15 protein-coding genes are annotated in these 16,064 nt (G+C 56.1%); 12 read left to right on the top strand and 3 right to left on the bottom strand.

Going from position 1 to position 16,064, the window contains the following annotated elements; translation table 11 throughout:
• Window positions 1-76 precede the first annotated feature (76 nt).
• The 5 genes from RBB44_RS02030 to RBB44_RS02010 all read left to right on the top strand — a co-directional run bounded on the left by RBB44_RS02030 (window position 77) and on the right by RBB44_RS02010 (window position 3,758).
• Window positions 77-529 carry a YtoQ family protein gene (locus RBB44_RS02030; RefSeq protein WP_306148343.1) on the top strand — a complete coding sequence of 151 codons (453 nt, stop codon included), beginning with the start codon at window positions 77-79 and terminating at the stop codon, window positions 527-529.
• A 271-nt stretch (window positions 530-800) separates the two neighbouring features.
• Window positions 801-1,001 carry a cold-shock protein gene (locus RBB44_RS02025; RefSeq protein ID WP_008195161.1) on the top strand — a complete coding sequence of 67 codons (201 nt, stop codon included), beginning with the start codon at window positions 801-803 and terminating at the stop codon, window positions 999-1,001.
• A gap of 128 nt (window positions 1,002-1,129) precedes the next feature.
• A complete protein-coding gene (locus RBB44_RS02020; RefSeq protein ID WP_306148204.1) occupies window positions 1,130-2,398 on the top strand; it encodes a TCR/Tet family MFS transporter in 1,269 nt (422 codons plus the stop codon).
• Window positions 2,395-3,063 (top strand): alpha/beta hydrolase, encoded by a 669-nt coding sequence (locus RBB44_RS02015; RefSeq protein ID WP_306148203.1) that lies wholly within the window; start codon window positions 2,395-2,397, stop codon window positions 3,061-3,063. The genes RBB44_RS02020 and RBB44_RS02015 overlap by 4 nt, the downstream gene beginning before the upstream one ends.
• A gap of 104 nt (window positions 3,064-3,167) precedes the next feature.
• A complete protein-coding gene (locus RBB44_RS02010) occupies window positions 3,168-3,758 on the top strand; it encodes a hypothetical protein (RefSeq protein ID WP_306148202.1) in 591 nt (196 codons plus the stop codon).
• Between the two features lie 59 nt (window positions 3,759-3,817).
• On the opposite strand, the gene RBB44_RS02005 is transcribed toward RBB44_RS02010, so the two are convergent.
• Window positions 3,818-4,861, bottom strand: a complete 1,044-nt coding sequence (locus tag RBB44_RS02005; RefSeq protein ID WP_306148201.1) for a M42 family metallopeptidase — start codon at window positions 4,859-4,861, stop codon at window positions 3,818-3,820.
• Between the two features lie 285 nt (window positions 4,862-5,146).
• On the opposite strand from RBB44_RS02005, the gene RBB44_RS02000 reads away from it, so the two are divergent.
• Window positions 5,147-6,232 (top strand): patatin-like phospholipase family protein, encoded by a 1,086-nt coding sequence (locus RBB44_RS02000; RefSeq protein ID WP_306148200.1) that lies wholly within the window; start codon window positions 5,147-5,149, stop codon window positions 6,230-6,232.
• Window positions 6,233-6,381: 149 nt separating this feature from the next.
• Window positions 6,382-7,386, top strand: coding sequence for a penicillin-insensitive murein endopeptidase (gene mepA, locus RBB44_RS01995; protein ID WP_371932263.1), 1,005 nt, complete (start codon window positions 6,382-6,384; stop codon window positions 7,384-7,386).
• 20 nt (window positions 7,387-7,406) lie between these two features.
• Here the strand turns inward: mepA and RBB44_RS01990 are convergent, their stop codons facing one another.
• Entirely contained in the window at window positions 7,407-7,925 is a 519-nt protein-coding gene (locus RBB44_RS01990) for a GNAT family N-acetyltransferase (RefSeq protein WP_306148198.1), read from the bottom strand.
• Between the two features lie 241 nt (window positions 7,926-8,166).
• On the opposite strand from RBB44_RS01990, the gene lepA reads away from it, so the two are divergent.
• A complete protein-coding gene (lepA, locus tag RBB44_RS01985; RefSeq protein WP_209172353.1) occupies window positions 8,167-9,972 on the top strand; it encodes a translation elongation factor 4 in 1,806 nt (601 codons plus the stop codon).
• 151 nt (window positions 9,973-10,123) lie between these two features.
• On the opposite strand, the gene RBB44_RS01980 is transcribed toward lepA, so the two are convergent.
• Window positions 10,124-10,294, bottom strand: a complete 171-nt coding sequence (locus tag RBB44_RS01980; protein WP_306148197.1) for a hypothetical protein — start codon at window positions 10,292-10,294, stop codon at window positions 10,124-10,126.
• A 101-nt stretch (window positions 10,295-10,395) separates the two neighbouring features.
• Here RBB44_RS01980 and RBB44_RS01975 point away from each other — a divergent pair, with 101 nt between their 5' ends.
• The 4 genes from RBB44_RS01975 to pheT all read left to right on the top strand — a co-directional run bounded on the left by RBB44_RS01975 (window position 10,396) and on the right by pheT (window position 15,909).
• Entirely contained in the window at window positions 10,396-11,331 is a 936-nt protein-coding gene (locus RBB44_RS01975) for a LysR substrate-binding domain-containing protein (RefSeq protein WP_306148196.1), read from the top strand.
• Window positions 11,332-11,659: 328 nt separating this feature from the next.
• Window positions 11,660-12,742, top strand: coding sequence for a phenylalanine--tRNA ligase subunit alpha (gene pheS, locus RBB44_RS01970; RefSeq protein ID WP_306148195.1), 1,083 nt, complete (start codon window positions 11,660-11,662; stop codon window positions 12,740-12,742).
• A gap of 27 nt (window positions 12,743-12,769) precedes the next feature.
• Complete coding sequence (locus RBB44_RS01965; RefSeq protein WP_306148194.1) at window positions 12,770-13,435, top strand: phenylalanyl-tRNA synthetase subunit alpha; 666 nt, start codon at window positions 12,770-12,772, stop codon at window positions 13,433-13,435.
• Between the two features lie 56 nt (window positions 13,436-13,491).
• On the top strand, window positions 13,492-15,909 hold the full coding sequence (gene pheT, locus RBB44_RS01960) for a phenylalanine--tRNA ligase subunit beta (RefSeq protein ID WP_306148193.1): 2,418 nt from the start codon (window positions 13,492-13,494) through the stop codon (window positions 15,907-15,909).
• The last annotated feature ends 155 nt before the right edge of the window (window positions 15,910-16,064 follow it).

The following is a 16,064-nucleotide window of genomic DNA, read 5'->3' as shown; positions in this document are numbered from 1 at the left end:
TGCGAACCGGTTTTCCAGTTTCTGGCCAACCGATGCGGCACACTGCCCGCATCCCTCGACCCAGAAAGGCAAGAACATGAATGAATGGCGCGTTTATCTCTCCGGTGAGATTCACACCGACTGGCGCGAACAGATCGTTAGCGCAACGGAGGCCGCCGGATTGCCGGTCTGTTTTTCTGCACCGGTCACCAACCACGAGGCCAGCGACGATTGCGGCGCAGCGATACTCGGCGGCGAAGACAAGATGTTCTGGTACGATCACAAAGGCGCTAAGGTGAATGCCATCCGCACCCGGACACTGATCGAAAAGGCCGATATCGTCGTTGTCCGGTTCGGCGACAAGTACAAGCAATGGAATGCAGCCTTCGATGCAGGCTACGCTTCAGCCCTTGGTAAGTCATTGATCATTCTTCACGATCCGTCCTTGACCCATCCACTGAAGGAAGTTGATGCTGCAGCTCTTGCTGTCGCGGAAACCCCGGACCAGATCGTCAAAATCCTCAACTACGTCATCAACGCAGAACTCTAAGTTCAACCGCCCAATCTTGTATTTAACGATTGAGCAACCATATCAAGTCAGTCTAAGTGGTCTGAGTTCATACGAAGACTGCTCAGACCGGCTGTAGTTTTTGGTTTTCGGCCGCTTGTATTTTCTTCCTAATTGGAACAAGCGCCAGACAAGCCTCCCGCTGCAGACTTGTATTTTAGTATTACAATAAAGAACTGTCATCAAAGCTTTGAAATGCTGCGCTAGACAAGCGCGCTGATGCTTTGATGCAAGAAATTGGAAAGAAGACTCCATGCTACATGGAAACGTAAAATGGTTTGATAAGGGCCGCGGTGTCGGCACGATCGAACCCGAAGACGGGGACGACATCCTCGTTGACATCACGGCTTTGCGCCGGTCCGGCATCGACTCGCTTAAGGAAGGCCAACTCGTGGCATTCGATCTTGAGTGGCGCCGTGGCCAGATGGTCGCCGAAGACCTCAAAGTCCTGTAAGGCCAATTGGCACTTGCGGTATGGAAGGGCGGTTTCACCGCCCTTTTTTGTTGGCCAATCCCCAGAAACACTCTTGCCTGAAACTGGTTTTGCGCGTTTCCTTCAAGTTGTATTGAAGGAACAATTCTTTGCCCGGCCGCCCGAAGCGATCCAACGCGCTTATCTTCATCTTCATTACCTTGACCATCAATGCGATGGGCATCGGTCTCATGATGCCGGTGATGCCGAGCTTATTGACCGAACTCACCAGCCTGCCTGTCGGTGAAGCTGCGCTTTGGGGCGGATGGCTGAGTGTCGTCTTTGCCTTGATGCAGTTTTTGTTCGGTCCAACGCTTGGCAGTCTGTCAGACAGGTTCGGACGCCGGCCCGTTTTACTTATTTCGACACTGACCGTGGCGGCAGATTACCTACTGATTGCTCTGTCCTGGAACCTTGCGGTGCTGTTCATTGCCCGGATGATGTCCGGGATTGCCGGTGCCACCTACTCCGCCGGGGCGGCTTACATAGCAGATATCTCGGAAAAGGAAGACCGAGCGAAGAATTTCGGCCTTCTTGGTGCGGCTTTTGGCGTCGGCTTTGTGCTGGGACCGGTCATTGGAGGACTGCTCGGGGAGTATGGATCCCGAGCCCCGTTCTACGCCGGTGCTGCATTATCCTTCGTCAACTTCCTCTTTGGCTATTTTGTGCTGCCGGAAACACTGAAACTGGAAAACCGTCGCGCCTTCAATTGGAAGCGCGCCAATCCATTCGGCGCCTTAAAACACATCTCTTCCAACAAGGAGGTGCGTGTGCTCCTGTTGGCGCTACTTCTGTTTGACATTGCCCACTACGTTTATCCGGCTGTCTGGAGCTATTTCACTGCAGAAGTCTTTGCCTGGACCCCAGCCGATATCGGCTTGTCCCTTGCCGTAGTCGGGTTCGGTTACGCAATCGTGCAAGGATATCTGATCCGCGTTCTGGACCGCCGGATCGGGATCGGCGCCATTCTCATGATTGGCCTCACATGCAACCTGATTGCGTTTATTGCTCTTTCCGTCGCTGAAAGCGGCTGGGTCGCTTATGCGTTTATTGGATTTGCTGTTATGGGCGCGCTTGCGACACCTGCCTTTACCGGCTTGATGTCCAACCGTGTTCCCGACAACGCGCAAGGCGAACTGCAGGGTCTGATCGCGAGTGCAGCCGGGCTTGCTATGATCATCAGCCCCTTTGTCATGACACAGAGCTTTTCCTTTTTTACGAGGGACGGGACAGACCTTTACTTCCCAGGCATCCCGTTTGTTATTGCCGCAGTGCTGATCTCATTATCTGGCTTAATCGCACTCCCGCTCCTCAAAAATCAACGGATCGCCTTAGCAAACACGCAAACAGCCCCTTCGCAAACGCCGGTGAAAGAATGACATCATCTTCGTTCAACCCGTCGCTTGACGGGCCTCGTCTTGCACCGCTCTCCGGAGGCGCTGCAGAACAACTGGTCGTCATCCTCCATGGTTATGGCGCTGACGGTACCGACCTGATAGATCTCGGCCGGGCTTGGCAACAGGCTCTTCCCAACGCAGCTTTCGTTGCGCCCAATGCTCCTGAGCCCTTGCCATTTGAAGCCTTTGGAGGGCGGCAGTGGTTTGCCCTGGAAGAGCGGACACCGCGGGAGTACGAAATCGGTGCGCAGGCGGCTCAACCAGTGCTCGACCGGTTCCTCGATGCAGAATTAAACTCTTTGGGGCTCAACGATGCAGCTCTTGCACTGGTTGGGTTCAGTCAGGGAGCCATGATGACGTTTCAAGCGGGTTTGCGCCGGAAAACACCGCCCGCCTGTCTTATGGCCTACTCAGGTCTTTTACCCAGAGTTGCAACGCTCCCGATCCTCCCAGCACCTCCTCCAACCTTAATCGTGCATGGCGCAGATGATGATGTCGTTCCTGCCTATCATCTGGAAGCCGCACGAACCGCACTAGCGCAGGCTGGTGTAACAGTCGACGCGCATTGCCTGGATGATTTGGGACATGGCATTGACAAGCGCGGGCTCATATTAGGGCGTCAATTTCTTGAAAAGGCATTCCTCTAGCCGTCACATGAGCCCCGGCAATTGGTTAATGGCTTCTTAACGGTTTTGGTCCAGTCTCCTAGTGAAGTGTCTCCTTGTTAACTGGAGACTTTCTGGAGCGCGTCATGCAAATCTCGATTGAAACCACAACACAAAGCACCAGTCTGTTGTCCGCGTCGTTTCAAGGCTCCGGAAACCCGTCTGCAAAGCCGGAGGCTGAAGACGCAAAGCCAGGTCAACCGCCCAAGGACACCGCCGTCAGCCTTTTGGAGGCTGCCACGCAGAAGGCTGAAGAAGACGCCGTTGTGATTGCAGCCCTACGTGAAGCCGTTGAAGACGGCAAAGAGGGCGACGAAGACGAGAAAGACGGCGCGCTGGCGACCGTTGAGGATTATCAGAAAACGGCTGGTCAGTTGAAATCGGCACTCGGCGAAGATGGCAGTGTCTCCAGTGCTTCCCTCGCCTATGAAAGCGCGACAATCTCGACAACAACGATTGAAGCCGAGATCGACGGGGAAACCCTCACTGCGCAGTTTGTCTCGTTCGAACGGGTGTCCTTCAATTCCGAGACCGGGCTCTCGGTGCGCTCTGCAAACGCTTCCACCATTGAGGGCGATTTTGACAACGGATCCTTCAGTTATCAAAGCGCCGCAGTCAGCGAGCTCTACGCTGGTACAGGGTCACAGATTTCCAGTCTCGCCGGTCTGACCGCTTAATACCAAAGACACCGAGCAAAGCGCCCAGGGCACCAAACGCGCCCTGAGCTGACACATCATCAAGCTTTTTTCAGATACGCGGCAAGAATGTCGAGGGCTGCCTGAAGGTCGGACTTGTGGATCATCTCGGTAACCGTGTGGATGTAGCGGGTGCCGACCACGATCCCGACAGCTTTCGCACCTGCCGCCGCCTGCTGAGCAGCCGCACCGTCCTGACCACCTGCTGCCAGCATTGTGCGCTGATACGAAATCTCTTCCTTCTCAGCCAGCGCTTCAATCTCTTTCACCAGATCACGGTCGGCGATGAAACTGGAATCCTTGACATGGAGGCCGAACCCTTCGCCCTGCACCGTGGTTCGGTCCTGTTCCGGAACTCCCGGCGTATCGCAGGCCAGTGTTACGTCGATGCCCAGCCCGATGTCCGGTTTGATAGCAAACGATGCTGTGCGTGCGCCCCGCAGACCCACCTCTTCCTGGCAGGTGAAGGCGACATGGATTTCACATTCGTGCTTGGACTTGCCCAGCGCCTTGATGGCCTCGATCCCGAGCCAGCAGGCAATCCGGTTGTCCAACGCCTTTGACACGATCTTTTCGCCGATTTCGATCAAAGGCTCATCCATGGTGACCATATCACCGACCTTGATGAGATCCTTGGTGCTCTCTCCAAGACCCAAGTCCACAACAAAGTCCTTGGGCTCCGGAACCTTCTTGCGTTCCTCGGGAGAAGAAATATGGATCGGCTTGCCGCCTGGGTTCATGACACCCTTGTAGTCGCCATCGTCCGTCGAGACGAGCACGCGGCGGGAGAACAGGTTGCGCGCATCAAAGCCGCCGACCGGCTGAACATGCACAAACCCCTTGTCGGTCACATGCGAAACCAAAAAACCGATCTCGTCCATGTGACACAGCAACATGACCTTCTTCGGATCCCCTTTCTTCGGCTTCTTGCGAGAGTTCCGGCGGCAAAGCAGCGAGCCCATGGGGTCCGTTGTCACCTCATCAAAGAGCCCTTCGATTTCGGATTTGATCAAGTCCCGAACCCGATGCTCATGACCCGGCACACCTGGTGTTTCACAAAGACGTCGAAGCAGATCGATATTCATGGAATGTCCTGTTTGATATGAAAATCGCCGCGATCCTAATCTGAAATTTCAGCCTGGACAAAGGCTGAGTGGAAACATGCCACCTGCTCTCGCGGCAAAAAGCGCCACATGCCGCGCAGTGATTTACCAAAATCAAGTTATGTCGGCATTTTGCGGCTGAATCTCACCAACTGCCATTGCTGTGACGCAATTCCCGTCAAATAATTGATTTTGGTATAACAAGGCATTCAGACGACGTCACGGCAGATCGACTGGAAACCCATCAATTGAACAAGGGGATTTTTCATGACCCAGAAGAAGCGCTTCATACTCTCCATAGATGGTGGTGGTGTCCGGGGTCTGATCCCGTTGCGCATTCTGGAGTCCCTGGAGAGCCGCCTCGTGCACCGTGGCGTCACGCAGCCGATGCACGAGCTCTTCGATCTCATGGCCGGCACCTCGACCGGCGGTTTGATTGCAGCCGGACTCTCCGCCCCGAGGCCTGGCGGCAACAAGGGGGAAGCCGCAGCAACGATCTCAGAACTTAGGACATTTTATGAGCGCGATGCCCGCGAGGTTTTTTCATATTCGCTAAGTGCACGCCTTGCCCGTGCATTCACCAATCCGCTTGGTCTGTTCGATGAAACGTATGATGCCCGTCCTCTCGAAAAGATCCTGAAGGAGCAATTCGGGTGGACCTCCATGGCAAGCGGCCTGTGCAAGCTGGTTCTCACCGCCTACGACATTGAGCAGCGCAAAGCCGTGTTCATGACCAATGGACTGGAGCAAAACGGCAGCCGGCCTGACGATTATTATTTCTGGCAGGCCGTGCGGGCGACAACCGCAGCCCCCTCCTATTTCGAACCGGCAAAAATCGAAAACCTGACCCGCAAGCGCGAAGAACCCATGGTGGACGGCGGCGTCTTCATGAACGACCCAACCATTGCGGCCTATCTGGAAGCGCGCAAACTGGGTTGGGATACTGAAGAACTGGTCATCATTTCACTCGGGACGGGACGGGCCCAGGAACGAACCTTCTCCTATCAGGAGGCCGTTGGTTGGGGAGCCCTTGGTTGGATGCAGCCATCAAAGGGTGTGCCTATCCTTTCCATCTTCTCAGATGGCCAAACCCAGACGGCATCTTACCAGGCGACCCACTTGTTCAATGAGTTGCCCAATGTCACCTATCACCGGATCGAAGGGGAGCTTGAGGCGAGCGCTGAAGACTTCGACAACGCACGACCGGGCAACATTTTGACCTTGAACGGTGCGGCCGATCGCATGATCCGAGACAATACCGTGCTTCTGGATAACCTTGCTGATCTGTTGAAGGATCACGTGGAAACGCGCGAAAAAGATGCCAGCGATGCCGTTTTGGGGCATGCTGCATAAAAGGGCGCTCGAAACCTCAGGAGCCAGCATCTTTGTGCACTTGGTTTCGGCCACAGAGCATGAGGTCCGCCGTGACGCATCGCAACTTCGCAAGCCGGAAGAAAACCACACTTAAGGCAATCGTCTTTGCTTTTGGCGCACTGCCGTTTTTGCCTTTGAAAGGTGTTGCGGCAGAACCCGTTCCGTCTGCAAAACCCGGCACAGTCAATCCACCGGCGGCTTCAACGGTCCAGAAGGTAGCCGGAATACCAATCCCGGCTGAAAAGCGGGCCGTCCCGGAGGGGTATCAACCATCCAAGCCCAAACTCGTGTTGCGTGGCAGTCAGCCGGCCAAGGACTATTTTGGCTATGTGGACGGACCAGCCCCTTTGAAAGCCCGCGCCATTGGCTCTTATGCAAAGGGATGTCTTGCCGGCGGCGCCATGCTGCCAACCGATGGACCGACTTGGCAAGCAATGCGCTTGTCACGCAATCGCAACTGGGGCCATCCAGAGTTAATCGATTTTCTGAAAGACCTTGCCAAGGACGCACCGGGCCTAGGCTGGAACGGACTTCTCGTGGGTGACCTTGCACAGCCGCGCGGTGGGCCTATGGTGTCGGGACATGCCAGCCACCAGATTGGTTTGGATGCCGATATCTGGCTGACCGAGATGCCGCAACGGCGGCTGACACCCGAAGAGCGGGAACAGATTTCGGCAATTTCCATGCTGAAAGGCCGCCTTGATGTGAAAGGGGCGGACCGCAGCGTCGATCCGAAGAAATGGACCGATATACATGCACGGCTGATCCGGCGCGCTGCATCAGACAAACGTGTTGCCCGGATCTTCGTGAATCCAACCATCAAAAAGGCACTGTGCGAGTTTGAAACCAGCCGCGACCGGGCCTGGCTTCGCAAGGTGCGCCCATGGTGGGGACATCATTACCACTTCCATGTGCGGCTCTCCTGCCCGTCAGGAAGCGGCGGCTGCAAAAACCAAAACCCGCCGCCACCGGGCGATGGATGCGGTGAACACCTGACCTACTGGCTCTCCGATGAGCCTTGGGTTCCAAAGAACCCGCCCAAAGCCGGTGAAAAACCGAAAGTCGTCAAGAAACGCCCAATGGCCCTGGCAGCGTTACCAACGGCTTGTCAAAGTGTTCTGACTGCGAACTGATAGGGGCAAAATGCTCACCTTCACACGTCAGGACTGTCCAAGCCGGGCGTGACGATTTTCGTCAAGAAAACCAGATCAAGCCAGCGACCAAACTTTGTTCCAGCCTCCGGCAACCTACCGGCGACTTCAAATCCAAGCGTCTTGTGAAGAGCAATTGACGCGGCGTTGTCTCCATCGACCACCCCAACAAGCACGTGCACCTCTTGTGTCTGCGCCTTTTCGATGAGCTTTTGCAAAAGCTTTGCCCCGATCCCCTGCCCTTGGAACTTAGGATCAACATAGACTGTGTGTTCGAGGGTCTTGCGATATCCCTCCCGCGGGCGAAACGCTCCATAGCTGGCAAAGCCAATCACTTTGTCTTCCGGGCTGGTCGCGACGATGACCGGCCAGCCTGCGTTCTGACGCGTTTCGAACCAGGTGATGCGCTCATCCAGAGTTTCTTCTTGTGACGTCCAAGCCGCTGTTGTTTCCCGGACGGCTTGATTATAAAGCGCAAGAATCGCCGGTATATCGCCCGGCTCGGCATCTCTGAGCGGCATAAAACGATCATCTTTTTTGTAAAGGCGCACGACAGAATACCGACGGCCACATGTTTCGTGCCTGATCGTAATGGTCGAGCCGAAATTACGCAATAATGTCAGGCATCCGCGGCCAATACGCGCACCTTGAACGAGGTGCCGAGCCTGAAAACAGAATCCAGCATAATTATTCCTTCGCTTTTCCGCAGTAACGCGCCGCAATCCTCTGGTAGAAACGGGATTGCGGTGGTAAATGGGCGCCATGACGACGAAGACGCTTTCCAACATCCGCAATTTCTCAATCGTTGCCCACATCGATCACGGCAAATCGACCCTTGCTGACCGGCTGATCCAGATGACAGGCACCGTGACCGATCGGGAAATGACCGAGCAGCTTCTCGATTCGATGGACATCGAGCGTGAGCGCGGCATCACAATCAAGGCGCAGACCGTGCGGCTGATCTACGATGCCAAGGACGGTCAGCAGTATATCCTGAACCTGATTGACACTCCGGGTCACGTCGACTTTGCCTACGAAGTGTCTCGCTCGCTGGCGGCCTGTGAAGGCTCCCTGCTTGTGGTCGATGCCTCCCAGGGCGTGGAAGCGCAGACCCTTGCAAACGTTTATCAGGCAATCGACAACGACCACGAAATCGTTCCGGTCCTGAACAAGGTCGACCTGCCAGCGGCAGAGCCGGAACGGATCCAGGAGCAAATCGAGGATGTGATCGGTATCGACGCGTCCGAAGCTTGCATGATTTCGGCAAAGACCGGGCTCGGTGTCGAAACGGTTCTGGAAGCAATCGTCGAAAAACTGCCTGCCCCGCAAGGTGACCCGGACGACACGCTGAAGGCGATGCTGGTTGACAGCTGGTATGACACCTATCTCGGGGTGATGGTTCTGGTACGCGTGATCAATGGCTCGCTCAAAAGGGGCCAGAAGATAAAGATGATGGGCACTGGTGCTGCCTATGACGTCGACCGGGTCGGTGTCATGACACCGAAATTCATGCAAGTTGACGAACTGAAAGCGGGTGAGATCGGTGTGATCACCGGGTCCATCAAGGAAGTGGCCGACACACGCGTCGGCGACACCATCACCCTTGAGAAGAAACCTTGCACAGAGGCACTTCCCGGCTTCAAACCGGCTCAGCCGGTGGTCTTCTGCGGCCTCTTCCCTGTGGATGCCAACGACTTTGAAGACCTGCGAGCGGCGATGGGCAAGCTTCGCCTCAACGACGCCAGCTTCTCCTATGAAATGGAAACGTCGGCAGCGCTCGGCTTCGGCTTCAGGTGCGGTTTCCTCGGCCTCTTGCACCTTGAGATCATCCAGGAACGTCTGTCCCGTGAGTTTAATCTCGATCTGATCGCGACAGCGCCATCAGTGGTCTACGAAATGACCATGACGGACGGCACCGACATTGATCTGCATAACCCGGCCGACATGCCGGAAGTGGTGAAGATCTCTGAAATCCGCGAACCCTGGATCCGCGCGTCCATCATGACGCCGGACGAATATCTTGGCGGCATTTTGAAATTGTGCCAGGAACGGCGCGGCATCCAGGTGGATCTTTCCTATGTGGGCAGCCGTGCGCTGGTTGCTTACGATCTGCCGCTCAACGAAGTGGTGTTTGACTTTTATGACCGGCTGAAGTCGATCTCCAAGGGCTACGCGTCCTTCGACTACCAGATCTCCGACTATCGCGCGGGCGATCTCGTGAAGATGTCGATCCTTGTCAATGAGGAACCCGTCGATGCCTTGTCCGTTCTGGTTCACCGCTCGCAAGCTGAGCGCCGCGGCCGGGCGATGGTGGAGAAGCTAAAAGAGCTAATCCCACGGCACATGTTCAAGATCCCAATCCAGGCGGCCATCGGCGGCAAGGTGATTGCCCGTGAAACCCTGTCTGCGCTGCGCAAGGACGTGACCGCCAAATGTTACGGTGGCGATGCGACGCGTAAGCGGAAGCTTCTGGAAAAGCAGAAGGCGGGTAAGAAAAAGATGCGCCAGTTCGGCAAGGTGGAAATCCCGCAAGAAGCGTTCATTCAAGCTCTTAAGATGGATGAGTGAGCGGATCCAATTCCAATTCCAATTCTATAGAATAAAACAGAAACGGCGCCGGGTATCTACCGCGGCGCCGTTTTCTATTTTTTCTGGGTGTTACCGACCGGCCATGGCCGATCAGAAGTCTTGAGGCCGGTTCGAAAACCGGCCGGTTGGCTTAGCGCCGGTTAAACGGCAGATCTGCCAGTTCACGCGGACTCATGCGCTGGATTGCCGGGTGCGCCAGCGGGTCGCAGCGGTCAAGGCTGTTTCCAGATTGAGCAGTCAAATGACGACGTTTAAACAAATTCAACATGATCATTATTTTCCTTCTTGTTGTTTTTCTCATGGCCAAATTCCTTAATTTTTGAATTTAGCATGACTATATATAGGCGCATATTTTCCAAATAAAAATCGACTTATTCTGATTTTCAGTTTAGATTTTCTAATATGAAAACACTCAATCAAGTGCATTTGTCAGGCCTGCGCGCTGTGGAAGCTGTCGGGCGCCTGGGCTCTGTTAAAGCGGCAGCAAACCTGCTGGGCGTGACCGTCGGAGCGGTCAGCCAGCAGATCCAGAAAACAGAAGCCCAGCTGGGCGTTCAGCTGTTTGAACGGAAGAACAGACTGCTCGTCCCGACCCCGCATCTTCAGGCAATGCAACCCCATCTGACGTCCGGCATGTCCTCCCTCTCAACGGCCGTTGCGATTACCCAGCGCGGCCGCGAGGATTCATTGACGATATCTGTCGCGCCGGTTTTCGCCGGTAAGTGGCTCGTCTGGCATCTGAAACATTTCAACAAAATGCACCCGGGCATTCGGGTCCGCGTGGAAGCAACCGTCGATCTCGTGGACCCGAACACAAGTGATGTCGATCTTTGCATCCGCGTGGGCAACGGCCCCTACCCGGACGTGAATGCGGAAAAACTACTCAATCAACGGGTCTTCCCGGTCTGCAGCCCTGCACTGGCGGAACAGATCAAGCGCCCTGAAGACATTGGCAAGCTGCCCATTATTCGCGACCCCGGCCAGATGTTTACCTGGAAGACCTGGTTGGACCTCTTTGACCTTGACGAAAGCATACTGCAGGATGGCCCCAGTTTTTCCGACGGCTCTTTATGCATGGACGCTGCAATCGCGGGCCAAGGGGTTTTCCTCGCATGGGAAACACTGGCCGTTTACGCCGTCAGTTCCGGGCAGGTGATCGCACCATTTCCTGAACGGCCAGCCACGGGTCTCGGCTATTGGCTGATCAGCGGCAAGAATGTGCCTCGGACACGAGCAAAGGATGCATTCGGCTCCTGGCTCACGAGCGAACTGCAGCGATCGATTGGCCGTCCCAAGGGAAGCGATGTGGCCCCGGCGCAACGCCAGGTCCCCGACTGATCCCCCGCTGATGTTTCTTCTTGTTTTGATCAAGCATCTGCTTATGCTGACTGCATGATTTATCTGGTCCACACAGACGCATCTGCTTGCCATATATGCGCTCCGGTTGCTGACGCATCGGGGAGGCGGCAGTTTGCCGAGTGCCAGGGTCCCGCTTGCGGGCGATTTATGCGCTGACGCGCCAGATTTCTCCAGCGCGAACGTCATCCTTGGGGCTCCCGCAATAATGCGTTTGAAGCCGTGGCATTGTGCGCCATTATTCGCTAAAAGACCCCGACTTTCTGTTTCGAAGACACCGCGCACCGCGCGCGAACCGACCTGAGCACGCATGTCCAATCTCGATACTCTTGAATCCGAACTCCTCACAGCCATTGAAAACGCCGGCTCCGAATCCGCACTGGAAGAAGTGCGGGTCGCCGCGCTTGGCAAGAAAGGCAGCATCTCCGAGCAAATGAAGACGCTCGGTAAGATGACGCCGGAAGAACGCCAGGTGATGGGACCGGCGCTGAATGGCCTCAAGGCGAAAATCACTGATGCCGTCGCGGCCCGCAAAGACGTCCTTGCGGAAGCCGCGCTGGAAGCCCGGCTGGCAAGCGAGACAGTCGATGTCACATTGCCGATGCGGCCGTCCCCGACCGACACCGGACGCATTCACCCGGTCAGCCAGGTCATCGACGAACTGACCGCAATTTTCGCCGATATGGGCTTTTCGATTGCGGAAGGTCCGGACATTGAGACGGATGAACTCAACTTCACCGCTCTCAATTTTCCGGAAGGCCACCCTGCAAGGGAAATGCACGACACCTTCTTCTTCAATGAAAAAGAAGACGGTGAGCGTTTGCTTTTGAGAACCCATACGTCGCCTGTTCAGATCCGCACCATGCGTACCGAGGAACCGCCGATCCGTGTGATCATTCCCGGCCGGACCTACCGCTGTGACAGCGACCAGACCCATACGCCGATGTTCCACCAGGTCGAAGGCCTCGTGATCGACAAGGAAAGCCACCTCGGTCACCTGAAGTGGATTCTGGAAGAATTCTGCAAGGCGTTCTTTGAAGTCGACGACATCAAAATGCGCTTGCGCCCGAGTTTCTTCCCGTTCACCGAACCGTCCATGGAAATCGACATCCAGTGCGACCGGTCCGGCGGGGAAGTCAAAATCGGCCAGGGCGATGATTGGCTGGAAATTCTCGGCTGTGGCATGGTGCATCCGAACGTGATCCGCAACTGCGGACTGGACCCAGACGTTTACCAGGGTTTTGCCTGGGGCATGGGCATCGACCGGATCGCCATGCTGAAATACGGTATGCCCGATCTGCGCGCGTTCTTTGATGCAGATGTCCGCTGGATCCAGCACTATGGTTTCCGGCCGCTCGACTTGCCGACCCTGTTCGGCGGGCTGTCCAGCTAACTTGGGATCTTTAAAGGGGCATTCTTCATGTCAGTCCTGACCCGCCTTTGTGTCGCAACTGTTTTGATTGTCGCAAGCCTTCTGCCGGCGGCCGCACAGACAGCAAGCCAAACGTCTGATCGTGACGCGCGCGTTGCTGCACCCACGTCGTTCCTGGAGGCCTGTGCCGAGAAGATCGAAGAACGTGGCCGACTTCGTTTCTGTGACACCTATTTTCGCGACAAGCTCGGAACTGAAGCTGACGCGCTACTGTACCTCAGAGACCGGATCACACGTCTGCGGGCTTCTCACGAAACCAGTTCTGCCGATAAGTACGAGAGCTTTCTGCAAGCGATCTATATCGTGGCGTTCCTGACGATCGCCTCGATCGTGCTGATTGCGAGTGAACGCCGTATTGGCGGCACTGCAAAGTGGGCAAGCCTGTCCAGCACAGCCGCTTTGCTTGTGATGGTGATCATCGTTGCCATGGGCTGGCTCGGTAAGTATCGGGCCGAATACGCTGCTCAAGTCGAGCTTGGCATCTTGCGTGACCGGATCGAAACGGAAGCAGCACAGTCGATCGCAACTGGTCAGCAAATCACACCGGCAATGGTAACCGACTGGACACGCGACTTGTCCGCAATCGGGCGCCGGTTTGCGGAGAACTACGGCGAAGCAACGGTTATCCCGGAAGTGGACCGCTTTAGCCAGTAAGCGCTTCTAGAACAAAATTCGCGGCCTGCGCCGCATGATTGATAAAGAGACTTGTTATGAAATTCACTCTGTCCTGGCTCAAGGACTATCTGGACACGGATGCCAGCCTTGAGGACATCTTGGACCGCTTGAACATGATCGGCCTGGAGGTGGAAGAGGTTACGAACCGCGCCGACCGCCTCAAGCCTTTCAAGATCGCGAAAGTCCTGGAAGCCGAACAACATCCGAACGCAGACCGTCTGCGCGTCTTAAAGGTCGATATCGGGGACGGCGAGCCGGTTCAGGTTGTCTGCGGTGCGCCCAACGCCCGTGCAGGCCTCGTCGGTGTTCTTGGAAAACCTGGCGACTATGTACCCGGCCTGGATGTTACGCTATCCGTCGGCAAGATCCGCGATGTGGAAAGCTTCGGGATGATGTGCTCGGAGCGCGAGTTGGAGCTTTCCGACGAGCATGACGGCATCATCGATTTGCCAGACGATGCCCCTGTTGGTGTGAACTATGCCGAATGGGCAGGTCTGGACGAACCTGTGATCGAGATCGGCCTGACGCCGAACCGTCCTGATTGTACTGGCGTTTACGGTATTGCGCGCGATCTCGCGGCGGCCAGCCTTGGCAAGCTGAAGGAACGCTCGCATGAGCAGATCCGCGGCGCTTATCCCTGCCCCGTCGACGTGACGTTCGACTTCGGCGACACCAAGCCGATGTGCAAGGCTTTCGGTCTGCGGATGGTCAAGGGCGTCAAGAACGGCCCGTCACCACAGTGGCTTCAGGACCGCTTGGTGGCGATCGGCTTGCGGCCGATCAACATCCTGGTCGACATCACCAACTACATCACCTTCGACCAGGGGCGCCCACTTCACGTTTTCGATGCGGACAAAGTGCACGGCAACCTTGTTGTGCGCCGGGGCAAAACTGGCGAGAAGATCGACGGCCTCAATGCAAAATCCTATGACGTCGACGACACAGTTTGCGTGATCGCGGATGACAATGGCGTGGAAAGCCTTGGCGGGATCTTGGGCGGCGAACCCTCCGGCTGTACTGAGGAGACGGTCAACGTACTGATCGAGTCTGCGCTTTGGGACGAGGATGATATTGCGGCCACCGGTCGGAAACTGGGCGTCAATACGGATGCCCGCTACCGCTTTGAGCGCGGTGTCGATCCGGACTACATGATGCCTGGTCTCGAGTACGCGACCCGCATGGTGCTGGACCTGTGCGGTGGTGAGCCGTCCGAAGCCATTCGCACCGGTGACATCCCCGACAGCACAAACATCATCGATTTCCCGTATTCCGAGATCAGACGGCTGTCTGGCATCGACCTCACACCGGCTGAGGCAAACGTCACCTTGAAGGCGCTCGGTTTCTGGATTTCCGGTTCCGGAGACACTGTCAAAGTGGCCGCACCCAGCTGGCGCCCGGATATTGAAGGCAAGGCCGATCTGGTTGAAGAAGTGACCCGGATCGTCGGCCTGGATCGTGTCCCGTCAACGCCTCTGCCACGCCTGGGCACTGTCACCAAGACCGTGCTGACACCGAGCCAGATCCGCCGCAACAAGGCACGCCGTGCCCTGGCCGCACGCGGGTTCAACGAATCCGTCACATGGTCCTTCATTCCAAAAGACCATGCCGTTCTGTTCGGTGGCGGCAACGAAACGCTCGCTTTGGCCAATCCGATCTCACCGGAGATGTCAGACATGCGTCCGAGCCTGCTGCCTGGCCTTTTCATGGCAGCGCAGCGAAATGCCGATCGCGGCTATGGTGATGTCGCTCTCTTCGAAATCGGCCAGGTCTTCGAATCCGATGCCCCAGAGGGACAAAAGATCGTGGCTGCTGGCGTGCGCCGTGGAACCGCGAAGATGTCTGGAAGCGGACGCCATTGGTCCGGCACATCAGCCTCAGTTGATGTATTTGATGCCAAAGCGGACGCGGAAGCAGCGCTGGCAGCAATTGGCGCGCCAGTCGACAAGCTCCAGGTATTCACCGATGCTCCGGATACATTTCACCCTGGTCGCTCCGGGTGTTTGAAGCTTGGTCCAAAGAACACGCTTGCCGTGTTCGGTGAAGTCCATCCGCGCATTTTGCAGAAGATGGACATCGAAGGGCCGCTCGTTGCTTTCGAAATCCATCTTGATGCTTTGCCGCAGCCAAAAGCCAAGGCAGGCCGCTCCAAGGGGTCCCTGAATGCTTCCGATTTGATGCCGGTTCGCCGCGATTTTGCGTTCCTCGTAGATAGCACGGTCACCGCCGACAAGATCCTCAAGGCCGCCCGCGGGGCCGACAAGAGCCTCATCGAAGACATTACACTCTTTGATATCTACGAAGGGGCCGGTGTTCCAGAAGGGCAAAAGTCTGTTGCGATCGACGTTGTTCTGCAACCCCGCAAAAAGACGCTGACGGATGAAGAAATCGACGCGGTTGCCAAGAAGGTGATCGCCAACGTTGAGAAAGCCACCGGCGGCACGCTGCGCGGCTAACATTTATTGCGCTGCCGCACGTTGATCGTTGCGGCAGCGCAAATCATTTGGTTCCGGCCTTACGGGACCGAAAACGGTGTAATGCTTTCACAGCGTTTCACCGCGCACTTCTTTTTGTCCTTCGTAGGAATGAAGTCGGTTTTCGCATACTCGTT

Origin of the sequence: Roseibium sp. MMSF_3247 (assembly GCF_030733765.1) — a bacterium.
GTDB lineage: Bacteria > Pseudomonadota > Alphaproteobacteria > Rhizobiales > Stappiaceae > Roseibium.
Note: the sequence above shows the minus strand (reverse complement) of the source record. Positions and strands in the feature narration are given on the sequence as shown.

Coding starts and splice junctions, on each gene's coding strand:
- pheT (WP_306148193.1), top strand. CDS start 13,492: ATGAAATTCACTCTGTCCTGGCTCAAGGACTATCTGGACACGGATGCC.
- pheS (WP_306148195.1), top strand. CDS start 11,660: ATGTCCAATCTCGATACTCTTGAATCCGAACTCCTCACAGCCATTGAA.
- RBB44_RS02030 (WP_306148343.1), top strand. CDS start 77: ATGAATGAATGGCGCGTTTATCTCTCCGGTGAGATTCACACCGACTGG.
- RBB44_RS01965 (WP_306148194.1), top strand. CDS start 12,770: ATGTCAGTCCTGACCCGCCTTTGTGTCGCAACTGTTTTGATTGTCGCA.
- RBB44_RS02010 (WP_306148202.1), top strand. CDS start 3,168: ATGCAAATCTCGATTGAAACCACAACACAAAGCACCAGTCTGTTGTCC.
- RBB44_RS01990 (WP_306148198.1), bottom strand. CDS start 7,925: ATGCCGCTCAGAGATGCCGAGCCGGGCGATATACCGGCGATTCTTGCG.
- RBB44_RS01975 (WP_306148196.1), top strand. CDS start 10,396: ATGAAAACACTCAATCAAGTGCATTTGTCAGGCCTGCGCGCTGTGGAA.
- RBB44_RS01980 (WP_306148197.1), bottom strand. CDS start 10,294: ATGAGAAAAACAACAAGAAGGAAAATAATGATCATGTTGAATTTGTTT.
- RBB44_RS02025 (WP_008195161.1), top strand. CDS start 801: ATGCTACATGGAAACGTAAAATGGTTTGATAAGGGCCGCGGTGTCGGC.
- RBB44_RS02005 (WP_306148201.1), bottom strand. CDS start 4,861: ATGAATATCGATCTGCTTCGACGTCTTTGTGAAACACCAGGTGTGCCG.
- RBB44_RS02000 (WP_306148200.1), top strand. CDS start 5,147: ATGACCCAGAAGAAGCGCTTCATACTCTCCATAGATGGTGGTGGTGTC.
- RBB44_RS02015 (WP_306148203.1), top strand. CDS start 2,395: ATGACATCATCTTCGTTCAACCCGTCGCTTGACGGGCCTCGTCTTGCA.
- lepA (WP_209172353.1), top strand. CDS start 8,167: ATGACGACGAAGACGCTTTCCAACATCCGCAATTTCTCAATCGTTGCC.